Source organism: Bacillus sp. RZ2MS9 (assembly GCF_001816185.2).
GTDB classification, from domain to species: Bacteria; Bacillota; Bacilli; order Bacillales; family Bacillaceae_G; genus Bacillus_A; species Bacillus_A cereus.
The window spans coordinates 892,703-905,130 of record NZ_CP049978.1 but is presented as its reverse complement, the minus strand read 5'-3'; the positions used below and the strand labels follow the sequence as shown (position 1 = coordinate 905,130).

Genomic DNA, 12,428 nt, shown 5'->3' with positions numbered 1-12,428 from the left:
CGGCAAATAGCGGGATAAAAAAGCGATTAGAACATGTCTCCTAATCGCTTTGCCAAATAAAAAGCTGATTAAAAATAATATCTTTAATCAGCTCTCTATTATCTATGAAATTATTCTTCAATTAAATTAGACATTACATATGCATACACTAATGCTTCTGTATGCGCAATAGAACTTTCATGTGTACGTTCAAATGCGTGAGAAGAATCAATACCCGCTCCAATTAACGCATGTTTCACATCAAATCCCGCGCGAATCGCAGCTGATGCATCAGATCCGTAGTACGGATAAATATCTACTTTATATTCAATATGATTCGTTTTCGCAAGCTCTACTAAATGTTTGCGCAGTGCATAATGATACGGGCCGCTAGAGTCTTTTGCACAAATAGATACTGTATATTCATCAGATGCTTGTCCATCACCTAACGCTCCCATATCAACTGCTAAGTATTCAACAGTTTCTTCTGGAATGTTAGAGTTACCACCGTATCCAATCTCTTCATTATTAGAAATTAAGAAATGCGTCGTATATGGTAATGTTTTGTTTTCATCTTGTAATCTTTTAATTAATTTTAATAAAATTGCAACACTTACTTTGTCATCTAAATGACGTGATTTTATGTATCCACTCTCTGTAATTTGAACGCGCGGATCAAATGAAACGAAGTCTCCTACTTCAATTCCTAATTCGCGTACTTCATCAGCTGAAAATACGCGCTCATCAATACGAACTTCAATATTTTTCTCATCGCGTTTTGCTTCACCTGCATCTTTATATACATGTACAGATGTTTGATGCATTAAAATTGTTCCTGTATACGTCTTGCCACTTGATGTTTCAATTTCGCAATATTCCCCTTCTACGGAGTTCCAGCGAAATCCACCAATCATAGAAAGACTCAGGCGACCGTCAGGCTTAATTTCTTTTACCATCGCACCTAACGTATCAACGTGTGCCGTTAATAAGCGGTGCTGTGCATCATTTTTCCCTTTTACCGTTAAAATAAGAGCTCCCTTATTATTACGTTTCGTTTCTACGTTCCACTCACTGACATAGTTTTCAATGAAATTAATAATTTTTGCTGTATTTCCAGATGGACTTGGAATAGAGACAAGCTCCTTAATCAGTTCCATCGTTTCTTTCGCATGATGTGCCATTGTCGTTTCCTCCTCATTTTCTCTACTATTCAGTATACAAAATTCACCAGAAAACCTCTACCTATATAGCTTAATTTTCTAAATTGTAGTAAAATTCTTTTTAGTATACAAAAGGAGCCCTGAAATATGAATATATCAAAAAAATATATACACATTGCACTCATTTGGTTTTTAGCATCATTATTTTGTTTACAAATCTCTTATGCCATTCATACTACTACTTCTATTACAATCGGCTGGATATTAACAGCTATCTTCTTCATTATTAGCTTCATTGCAACAAAAAAGCATAGCGTTACTCAGTAACGCTATGCTTTTCCTATAAAACTATTCTTCTGAAACGTCTAATAAATAAATCCCTTTTTCAAATCCACCGCGCTCTATCTCTTTTTGCTTACGAAGGCGTTCTACATCTTCAATCGATGCACCTTCTGCACGTGCTAATGAGATGATAACTTCTAGCGCATCCGCAAGAGAATCTAGCGCATGTTCGCGTTCTTTCATAGAAGCAAATTCACGAATTTCTTCCGTTCCAATTTTCGCTAAAGCTTGTATGTATGCTTGCCCTGTTAATTTTTGTGCTGTATATGTTTTTCCAGACATTAAAATCTTCTCTGGAACACGATCTCTTACTAACTTGTTATATGCTGACATCATTCATCCTCCTATATTTAATAACATCCGAGCTCTGCTTTATAGAAAAACCATTTTTTCTTCACGCATGCACTTAACATATCAATTTCTGATTCATGTGCTCTTACAGGCGGAAAGAAATAGTGCTCTGAGTTTTCTTCCTTACCATATAGAGTTTGGTACTCATCTGGAATCGCTTCTTTTTTCACATCTTTTTCTTTCGTCACCCCGTCAGAAAATGCAACACTTGGATGTCCCTCAAAAAATAACGCAGTCCGAACTGCCAAAGATGGTGTACTATGCAAAGCAGAATATGTAAGCAAAATAATAGTGATAACACCGATTATTTTCTTCATGTATTACTCCTAAAAAAAAGTGCTAACACAATTATACTAAAATGTGTTAGCACTTTCTCCCCTTTATCCCGAATTAACGAGCTAATAATCAGTGAGGACTGGACAAACTTTATTCCCCTTTAAATGCTGGTAAACGTTTCTCTAAAAACGCAGCAATACCTTCTTTATGATCCGCTGTTTGTCTCATTGCATATTGACCACGCTTTTCTAATTGCAATGTTTGCTCTAAATTAGAGCGATTTACTTCACATAAAATTTGCTTCGTTTGAATCATTGCTTTAATCGGTTTTTGTGACCATTCATTAATTTTTTGTTTCACAGCCGTTTGGAAATCTTCGCCGATTACTTCATCAATTAAGCCGATATCAAGCGCTTCTGTCGCTGATAACTTCTTACCTTCCCAAATAATTTGCTTCGTCATATTTTCACCGACACGCTTTTGAAGGAAGAAATGACCGCCTCCATCTGGAATTAAAGCGATTCCAATAAAGTTCATTGCAATAACAGATGATATATCCGCCATTACATAATCAGCTGTTAACGCAATACTTAACCCAAGACCTGCAGTCGGTCCATGAATTGCACTAATAACAAGCTTTGGCATCGTATATAATGTCACGACAACTTCAGAAATGGTATTCATAATGCCATCAAACTTACTTTCATCATTACTTGAAAGCATCGATTTAATATCCCCACCCGCAGAAAAACCACGGCCGTTCCCGCATAACACAACGATATGCGCAGAACTTTCCGCTACTTCTTTCAACTTTTGTAATAACTCTTTTAAGGTCGGCTCATCCAACGCATTTAATACCTCTGGGCGATTGACCATAACCGTTGCAACGTGGCCTTCATATTTCACAACGACAGATTCTGTTTTACTTGTTATTTCCATTATATATACCCCTCTTTTCTCCATAAAGATTATACTTATATAATTATAGAAAACCACTGAAAAATCCTTCTTTTTTCTCAATTTTCTGTCTAATAATCTCACAATTTGTACATTTACCGTATAAAACATACCATTCCGTTGAAAAATATAGAAATTAAAGTCGGTTTATCCATGCTTTTCATCTATTTACCATTACAATGAAATGGTGTATTCTTAAGTTTGATAAAAAACAAATATTGAAATTCATTCGCCTTACTATGTAAAAAAGGCTTTATACCCATCTTTTGGGTGTTGTAATAAAGGAATGAAGAACTGGAGGAACATATGGTTAATAAGTTGAAACAAACGGATAACTACTTCCCACATTTCCTATTGCTATTCATTGTGTTTCAACCAATTTTAGATTTATTAACATCTTTTTCAATCTATATACTACACATGAGCGCAACAGTTGGAGTTGTAGTCCGTTTCGCCTTTATGCTTCTTGCATTAGGGTACCTACTTCTTCATCACAAACAACAAGATGCGAAAAAGTACATCCTCTATTTATGCTTACTCGGGATCGCACTCGCAATCGGTCTTGTAAATAATATGATGGTTAAATCTCCAGTTTCATTTGGAGAAGAAGTTAAATTCATCTTAAAGAGCGTATATCCAATTGTGCTACTGTTTGGATATATTATCGCCTTTAAAGAGCTAAAAAATAAAGAGTATGTATTTCATAAAATCATTACATATTTCTTATATGCAACTTTAATTTTAAGCATTACAATGATTGTCGCAATGCAAACTGGAACGGATTTCCCAAGCTATCCTCACTCAAAAATCGGTTCAAGAGGTTGGTTCTTCGCTGGAAATGATTTAAGTTCTCTTTTCGCCATTATGTTCCCAATCATTGTCTTATATTCGATTCATAAAACAACTTCTTTCTCGAAAATATATTACTGGATTCCAACAATACTTGCGATGTATGCAAGTATTATGGTCGGAACGAAAGTCGGATATGGCGCAATTGTTATTACATTAGGCGTAGCACTTTTCTTCTCATTCATTGAATATATGATAAATCGTAAAAAAGAAGGAAAAGGATTCACACATATTGTAAATACCGTTGTTGTCGCAGTTATACTAGGAGGTTTAATTGCTCTTACACCGCATACTCCTATCGCAAAAAATATGGGCATTCACATGCAAATATACGAATACAAAAAATCAGTGCAAGAAGAGAAAGATCGAAAAGAAGGAAAAGTAATTAAAGCAGATCCAGAAGATGCAAAAAAACATGCAAAAGGTGAACTTACAGATTCTGAAGTAAAAAGTTTAATTTACAGTGATCGCGACAAATTCTTAAAAACATACAAACAATACTATAAAGACGCACCGCTTTCACAAAAACTATTCGGAATGGGTTACGCTGGTAACTACACAGATAAAATTAAATTAATTGAAATGGACTTCCATGACCTATTTTTCGCCTTTGGAATTGTCGGTTTCCTTATTTACTTAATACCTCTTCTATACTTTGGTATTAAATTATTTATCCGCATGATCACAAACTTTAAGAAAATCATGAAAGTAAAGTATATGCTATTAGCGAGCACACTCATTCTATCACTTGGCATTGGCTTTATGTCTGGCCACGTATTAACAGCGCCAGCCGTTAGTATTTTCTTCGTTGTTATACTCGCTTATATCATTGTTGATTTTGAAATTGAATAAAAAGAAGGTGCTACGAAATATTAGTAGCACCTTCTTTTTTATTTAATTAATGTTTTACGTATTCTAAACTTTCTTTTGCAATATACGCTTCTGTTACAGTAGGATTATCTGAAATAACTTTAACCCACGCTTTTCCATTTATTATCTCTTCACCAGTAACTGTGACAACTACATTTGTATTTAAACGATACAGTCGCTCATTTGATATACTAGGATTCTTTTTCACTTCCACGTTATTCATCACACGTGCAAGTTTGTACTTGTTGTATTCTTTTTTACCTAAATAAGAATCAAAACGGTTCATATGCCCCGCTACTTTTTTACCCCAGTTCGCATCAGATGCATATTTCGCATTTAAACCAGCAGCTTTATCACCTGTATATGTTGCTGTATAACGCCAATGTCCTGGATTTAAATATCCTTCATTCATGTATAATTTTGCTGCATGTTCAATACAATCTTCTTTTGAATTGAATGCTTCTCCGTTACCATACGGACTATCGTCTGTTGCTTTTAAACCAAATAAATTATTTTTGTCTTTTGCAAGAGCGCTTGTTCCATAATAACTTTCATGAATTGCTAATGAATATAAGAATAATGCATTTACATTATACTTGCTTTCTACTTCTTTAAATTTCTTTCCTAAACCAATTAATGGAGAGTCTGGTTTAATCGATTTCACATAACTATCTAGTTGTTCAGCTGTATAATCTGTTTTCGAACGTAATGATAAATAATTGAAATATTGATAGAAAGTTTCGTCTCCAAATGTCTTTCCATCTACACTATACATTTGCTGTCCTTGCTTCATGAAAGAAGGTGCCACACCATATCTAAATTCTGTATATCCAGGTGAACTTGTATTATATGTATAATATTTATGGTATAAATATCCATCTGATTTCACATAATAAGACGACTGTTTCATTTCATTTGTAGGAATTAAAGTGATTTCATTCTTCTTCACATAACCTGTCAAACCAGAAAGTTGAACTTTCACACGATCTTCGCCAACTTCTAACACTTTCAATTCTGTTCCATACTGAATATACGTATATACTGTTGACAAATTCTCATCATAAATATTAATGATGTTTTGCCCAGTTATTCTTTTCGCACTTGCAAAACCATCTTTAATCCATAAAAATTCGTTCTCGTATTTTACCGCATTCATACCTTTATTTTGAGCAGCCGTAACCGCTTCTTTATACGTATTATAGCGCTCTACTTCTTGCTCTGTTCCGTTTTCTCTTACATTTGTCACAACATATTTCTTAGTTTCTACAGGATTGCTATTTCCGTTTTTTTCAATCGTCTGAAGCATGCGATCCAACATAGCTGAAGCCATCCCTCTTGTAGCTGATAAATGTGGTCTAAATGTATTATCTTCTGGATACCCTTTAATAATTTGAGTAGCCACCATAACTTGCACATGCTCTTTATAGTTAATACTATCTTTATCAGTAAAGGTAAGCGGACTTACAGCTACTTTAATATTTTTATAGTCTAACGCTCGCTTTACCATTATCGACATTTCTTCACGTGTAATCACATCATTTGGTGAGAATGTCTCGTTCGTACGACCATTAATAATTTTCGCTCCATATGCTCTACTTACACCATCATATAAACCGTAAGTCTTCGGCACATCCTCGAAATTCGAATCAGCTTTCGGTAAATTTAAAGCCCTTGCTATGAATGTAGCAAACTCTGCTCTTGTTACTAATTTATCAGGCGCATATACATTGTCTCCATACCCCATTAAAACTCCTTTAGTAATAAGTGAGCGCATATTCGTCTCAAACATATGTCCTGTAATATCATCATTTGCCGCATAACTTGAAATAGGAGTTAAAAGTAATGATCCCGTTAATGCCACTGCTGTTATACCTTTTGAAAAAGTCTTCAAGGTTATCCTCCTCGTAATCTACGAATTTATTATCACAAATTTGATTATATAATAATCACAATCATTTTAGCATAATAAATAGGAATTAAAATAAAACGTTTTTTTAATTAGAATTTTCATTAAATTCAAAACAAAATAAAAGACACTTTACTTTTTTAATAAAGTGCCTTTTTCCATATGATCAATGAGTTTCTTTGTTGCCTGTTTGCCTTGCAACCGAAGCTCATCTATTGTCAATTGTAACTCTTGCTGCACAGTTCCTTGTTGCATTAATTGCTTTTTCGCAATTTCATATAAATACTCAGCACTCCATTCGCCATCCACACTTCCTATAACTGGCTGATTCACTTGACTTAAAAACGAATCAATTTTCGGATCGTATGAAATCCCGACCATTGGAGTTTTGGCTACAGCAGAAAAAACTAGTGCATGAAGACGCATACCAATTAGTAATGAACATTGTGATAAAATGAATATTTTCTCGTCGATATCCATTTTATATGGAAGCATATACGTCTCTTCTCCCATTAAGTCTACTACTTCACGCGAAGCTTTTTGATCAAATGGCTCATGCATTGGAACAAATAGAATTTGGTATCCTTCTTGCTTTAATTTTTTTAATGCCGCAGCTAATTTTTTTATATAATCTTCTTTTGCATTCCAATAACGCACACTAACCGCGATTACTTTTCCATGTATCGAATGCTTTTGCAACCAATCCGATTGTTTTGTCCGTTTCCATGTTAAAACAGGGTCTGGAACAATTTCAATATCGTTTTTTATGCCAAGTTCTTTTAAATATAAAAACGAATCCTCATCTCGAACTGATACATAGGAAGCTTTTGACAAGTTCCATTTTACTAATAGACGATTATATCCTTTTGTAATTGGACCTATTCCTTGTGAATAAATATAATACGGCTTTTTTAATAATCGAGCGAGTCCCATAATACCCGTATAATATAGAATACTCTTCGTACTTGTCTGATCTTGAAGAAGGCTCCCGCCACCGCTAATAACTCCATCACTGTTTTTTATCGCATGATAAACAGCTTTTATATCCCAGCGATCTACCGATTCTACACCATACATTTCCTTTGTATATTTAGAATCATTTGATAGTACTACTAGTTCTATATCCGGGTTCTCTTTACTTAACGATTCAATAATTGATTGTAGAATCGCCTCGTCTCCAACATTATAAAAACCATAATATCCTGATAAGACTAAACGCACCCTAAATCTCCTCCAAAACTAGGTAACCGTTTATTTCATCTAACATAAACTAGTACCCATTCCTTACCTAAACACTTGATACCCTACATAGTTTCCTCTTTATCAGTTCATATGAATTATAATAAAAAATTAAATTTCTATATTTATCTTTTCAAAAATGGTATTTTGTTTATTGATATCCATTTTAATTTCAAAGCACATACACCATACAAAATGGTTGTAATACTTAATGCTATACCACTGAATAATAACGTCATAATTCTTGAAGATGTAACATCTATCACATTACATAGTTCATACAATCCTAGTCCCAAAATACATGCTATTGCTAGCACACCGAAAAAGCTTTTTAAATGAATAGAATAGGCAATATAGCTTCGAATATACAAATGATTTACAATACAAATCAATACGTAAGTAATTAATGTACTATACGCCGCTCCATCTATGCCAAACTTCTGCACGAACATCATGTTTAACATGACTTTCACACAACTCGCACCAATAACAATCCATGCAGCTTGTGCAGAACGGTTAATGCCCTGTAAAACACCTATTGATAATACCATAACCGCAGTAAAATACGAACTGCCAATCATAACTGTTAACATACTACTGCCTTTTACATCTGTGAACAATCCGACATTTAACGGTACTGTTAATGCCATCAACCATATTGTTAACGGTGCTGTCAAAACATGCGCTAGTCGATTTGTATTTTGAATTGTTATTTTCGCCAAATTTATATCTCTTTTGGCCAATGCGGAAGTTAAGAGTGGTATTAACGGAAATACAATTGCACTTGCAAAAATAACAATTATTTGCGTGAATGCAAAACCGCGACTGTATATTCCAAATTGTTCTTGAATTTCTGTTGATGATCCTTGTAATACATGCGGTATTGTAAGCGAGTCTACTAAATTTAAAAGTGGCATTGATAAAGCTCCGATAGCGATTGGGATCGATACCCGCAATATCTTTTTGCCGTGTTCTCTTAAATCTCGGAGCGAATAGGAATTGCTTTTATTGTAGTATGGACTTCTATTATATTTTATACGCAAATATATAAGCGAACTAATGACTCCAAGAAAAGAGCCAACCATCGCACCACTAGTAATAACAGTATTACTCTTATCCCATAATACTAGTATGTAAGCAATTATTAACATAAAAAACACACGTACAAATTGCTCAATGACCTGTGATACCCCTGTTGGTTTCATATCACCGAAACCTTGAAAATACCCTCTATACACCGCCATGTATGGCGCAATGAGTAATGCTAATGAAGTAATAAGCAACGGCATTCTAGTTTCTTGTCCACCGAGCATATTCGCAATTTCAATAGAAAATAATACAATGACTAAACAGCCGAAAACGCCAAATGCTATCCCAATAATTGACGCTGATTTAAATAATTTCGCAATTTCCTTTTGCTTATTTTTTTCGTTCAACTCTGCAATTAGTTTCGAAATTGCAAGTGGAACTCCGGCTACCGATAATGTAAGAGCAATCATATATACAGGAAAAACAAGGCGAAAAATACCGAGCACTTCATCTCCTGCAATATTTTGTAATGGAATTTGAAAAAAACTACCAAGCAATTTTGACAAAAAAGTTGTAATGGTTAAAATTGCTGCTCCTTTTACAAATGTTTTATTCATATTTTTTCTCTTTTCTTTTATACATATACTCTCAAACATATTGTTTTAAGCGATAGGAATTCATTTTATCCCATTGGTTATCATAACAAATTTATTATAGGTTGAATACTTGGTTTTTTTTTCAAAATAGAAAAGCGAACCCATTTAAGCCTGTCTCTTCACAATATTTTTCTAATTCCTTCCATTATATATATACACACTATAAGCGTTTCTGTTACGCCAAAAGAGCCCTTCCTCTCTGTCACTGCGATACATATTACTAAAAACATTATAAAAACATCCCACAACTCTACATTATAATTTATGTAAAATTGTGAGATATTCTAATTACTATCTAAACACTTAAGATTTTCAATTGCTCTTTCTGTTCATCGCTTGCCATTACTGCGATTGTTTTTTCAATACTCGGATGTACTTGCTCAAGCTTTACACTTGCTCCTACTTTATTTGATTGCTCAACAAAATTTAATAATGCCATAGCTCCTGATACATCCATATAACGCACATCTTTCATACGTAAAACAACCGGTGACTTCACATCTTGTAAAGTAGAGAAAATACGATCTACTGATAGGAAAGAGAGCGGCCCTTGAATTGTGTACGTTTCTTCTTTTTCTTTTACGATAGAAGTTTTACGTTCTTTACATTTCACCATATATATGATGAACGAAAGAATAATACCGAAGGCAACAGCAATCATTAAATCGAACTTCACCGTTACAATCATCGTTACGAGCATAACAACGACATCACCTTTAGGAGCGACATGCATCTTTTTCATGCTTCCCCAATCGAACATTCCAATACCAGTTAAAATTAAAATACCTGATAATACAGCAAGTGGAATATATTGTACGACCGAACCAAGACCCATAATAAAAATAAATAAGATAACACTATGCATACATGCCGAAAGTGCCGTTTTACCGCCACTTCTTATATTCACGATAGACCTTACAGTCGCACCTGCACCTGCTAATCCGCCAAACAATCCGCTCATCATATTACCGATACCTTGTCCAACGAGCTCTTTATTACTTTTATGACGTGTACCTGTCACATTATCCATTACGACCGATGTTAACAACGAGTCAATCGATCCTAATAAAGCAATACTAAGCGCTGGTAAAATAAGTGCTGCTATTCCTGTTCCACTTAAAGATGGAATATGAAGCGTAGGCATCGCTTCTGGAATGGTTCCAATCTTTTCAATTACTTTATTTAGTGAAAGATTTCCGATAATCGGTAACTTTACTGTAAGTCCTTCGAGTAGAGAAGAAAATAAAGGAAGCAAAGCTGTCACACCGACTAGTGCTACTAAACTAGACGGAATCGCCTTAATCCATTTGCCAGAAACAATCATTACAATAATCGTTAACACAACAAGTAAAAAACTATTTTGTACGTGTTTTATTTCGCCTAAAATAATGATTAATGCAATACCATTCATAAATCCTGAAACGACAGGATACGGAATATATCGAACGTAAGAACCGAGCTTACATACACCGAATAAAATTTGAAATAATCCTGCCATCATAAAGGCAATAAAACTTGCCTCTAACCCGTGCGTCGCAATAACTCCTGTTGCAATAACGGTAATCGGTCCAGTTGGCCCTGTTACTTGCCCAGGTGTCCCGCCAAATAACGCTGCGAATAAACCTGCAAAAATCGCACCATACAATCCAACAAGCGCTCCCTCAGATGTTCCTGTCGCGGCAATACCAAATGCAATCGCAAGTGGTAACGCAACAATCGCAACAGTAAATCCTGCTAAACATTCCTTTGCTATTTTTTGAAACATAAAAAAACCACCTTTGTATAAAGTCCATGTTCCATTGTACACCTAAAAAGATACATTCGTTAGCTCACTTTTTACATTCTCGTGACGTAAACGTATTCAACGAAAAGTTTTCCCCTTATCTTTGGAAACAATTGCAACTATGCTATAATGAACAAATTAAATCTTTTACTATATACTTGGAGGCACTATGCTAACTTTTGAAGAAAAATTATCGATTATTGAATCTTTCCCAGAACTAGAAAGAAAGAACGTATCATTAAAACGTGTAAACTTCCACTTTGAAGAAAGTCGTTTAGATAAAAAGAACGTTGTATTTCATTTACACCCAAATGGAAATGGATTTGTATATGCAAGCGGTATTAAAGGTTATAAAACAGATGATAAAGGCATGGTTAACATCCGTGAGTTTTCAGCAGAGGAGTTACGTTCAGTAATTGAGAAATCAATTGACCTTCTATCACAAGAAGAGGTAGTAGCACCTGTAGAACCTGCGAAAGAAGAAGAATGGCAGAACGAAGATGGTCATATTCTTACTCTTATTTCAGAGGATGACATGTGGAACGTGTACGCTGGTGTAAACTTAGACGGTACATTCAACTCTTATCCAGAAGCTGCGGAATACCTTGATGAAGAAGGCTTTTCACGCAAATAAAAATAGAAACCTATTTCATTCAACGACTTTTATAGTAATCAAAGAAGACACTTAAGGTGTCTTTTTTTGTTATATAAACTCCTTTCTCACACTATCTCTACTAATTTTCATAAAATGATTCAGAGGAGGTTTATATGAATACGACTGCTAAATTAATAAATTGGAAAGAACATGGCGATATGATTATTCTAGAATGTGAATTAAATGGAAAACGCTTCGAGATATCAACATATAAACAAAGAATATATAATGCACACCTTTTATCAGATGACGTTTATATTCGTTTAGACTCATCTGATAATATAATTGGAATAAATATTTATAAAAAGTAAGAAAAGCCCCCTATTCCGTAGGCGGGCTTTATCTTTATTACACAACATCAGAGTATACTCTCTTT

The 12,428-nt window shown here is 34.5% G+C and carries 12 protein-coding genes; 4 read left to right on the top strand and 8 right to left on the bottom strand.

Features of this window, described 5'->3' with window-relative positions; translation table 11 throughout:
- Positions 1–110: 110 nt before the first annotated feature.
- Positions 111–1,160, bottom strand: coding sequence for a M42 family metallopeptidase (locus BHV55_RS04650; RefSeq protein ID WP_070757320.1), 1,050 nt, complete (start codon positions 1,158–1,160; stop codon positions 111–113).
- 126 nt (positions 1,161–1,286) lie between these two features.
- On the opposite strand from BHV55_RS04650, the gene BHV55_RS04645 reads away from it, so the two are divergent.
- Complete coding sequence (locus tag BHV55_RS04645; protein ID WP_001027084.1) at positions 1,287–1,466, top strand: hypothetical protein; 180 nt, start codon at positions 1,287–1,289, stop codon at positions 1,464–1,466.
- Positions 1,467–1,487: 21 nt separating this feature from the next.
- Here BHV55_RS04645 and BHV55_RS04640 read toward each other — a convergent pair whose 3' ends face one another.
- The 3 genes from BHV55_RS04640 to BHV55_RS04630 all read right to left on the bottom strand — a co-directional run bounded on the left by BHV55_RS04640 (position 1,488) and on the right by BHV55_RS04630 (position 3,071).
- The gene (locus BHV55_RS04640) at positions 1,488–1,814 is read right to left on the bottom strand and encodes a nucleoside triphosphate pyrophosphohydrolase (protein WP_001277349.1); all 327 of its coding nucleotides are present in this window, start codon (positions 1,812–1,814) and stop codon (positions 1,488–1,490) included.
- A gap of 17 nt (positions 1,815–1,831) precedes the next feature.
- Positions 1,832–2,149 carry a hypothetical protein gene (locus BHV55_RS04635; RefSeq protein WP_000720150.1) on the bottom strand — a complete coding sequence of 106 codons (318 nt, stop codon included), beginning with the start codon at positions 2,147–2,149 and terminating at the stop codon, positions 1,832–1,834.
- A 109-nt stretch (positions 2,150–2,258) separates the two neighbouring features.
- Entirely contained in the window at positions 2,259–3,071 is an 813-nt protein-coding gene (locus BHV55_RS04630) for an enoyl-CoA hydratase (protein ID WP_001999174.1), read from the bottom strand.
- A gap of 300 nt (positions 3,072–3,371) precedes the next feature.
- Between BHV55_RS04630 and BHV55_RS04625 the strand changes: the two genes are divergently transcribed.
- Positions 3,372–4,766, top strand: coding sequence for an O-antigen ligase family protein (locus BHV55_RS04625; RefSeq protein ID WP_000247533.1), 1,395 nt, complete (start codon positions 3,372–3,374; stop codon positions 4,764–4,766).
- 46 nt (positions 4,767–4,812) lie between these two features.
- Here BHV55_RS04625 and BHV55_RS04620 read toward each other — a convergent pair whose 3' ends face one another.
- The 4 genes from BHV55_RS04620 to BHV55_RS04605 form a co-directional block, all read right to left on the bottom strand.
- Positions 4,813–6,675: an S-layer homology domain-containing protein gene (locus BHV55_RS04620; protein ID WP_000847506.1), complete on the bottom strand. Its 1,863-nt coding sequence runs from the start codon at positions 6,673–6,675 to the stop codon at positions 4,813–4,815.
- A gap of 147 nt (positions 6,676–6,822) precedes the next feature.
- Entirely contained in the window at positions 6,823–7,911 is a 1,089-nt protein-coding gene (gene csaB, locus BHV55_RS04615; RefSeq protein ID WP_001241591.1) for a polysaccharide pyruvyl transferase CsaB, read from the bottom strand.
- 143 nt (positions 7,912–8,054) lie between these two features.
- Entirely contained in the window at positions 8,055–9,575 is a 1,521-nt protein-coding gene (locus BHV55_RS04610) for a putative polysaccharide biosynthesis protein (RefSeq protein ID WP_070757321.1), read from the bottom strand.
- 334 nt (positions 9,576–9,909) lie between these two features.
- Complete coding sequence (locus BHV55_RS04605; RefSeq protein WP_000486654.1) at positions 9,910–11,379, bottom strand: SulP family inorganic anion transporter; 1,470 nt, start codon at positions 11,377–11,379, stop codon at positions 9,910–9,912.
- Positions 11,380–11,566: 187 nt separating this feature from the next.
- On the opposite strand from BHV55_RS04605, the gene BHV55_RS04600 reads away from it, so the two are divergent.
- Together BHV55_RS04600 and BHV55_RS04595 are read left to right on the top strand one after the other, a co-directional pair.
- Positions 11,567–12,031 carry a hypothetical protein gene (locus BHV55_RS04600; RefSeq protein ID WP_000954998.1) on the top strand — a complete coding sequence of 155 codons (465 nt, stop codon included), beginning with the start codon at positions 11,567–11,569 and terminating at the stop codon, positions 12,029–12,031.
- A 134-nt stretch (positions 12,032–12,165) separates the two neighbouring features.
- The gene (locus BHV55_RS04595; RefSeq protein ID WP_001098260.1) at positions 12,166–12,363 is read left to right on the top strand and encodes a hypothetical protein; all 198 of its coding nucleotides are present in this window, start codon (positions 12,166–12,168) and stop codon (positions 12,361–12,363) included.
- The last annotated feature ends 65 nt before the right edge of the window (positions 12,364–12,428 follow it).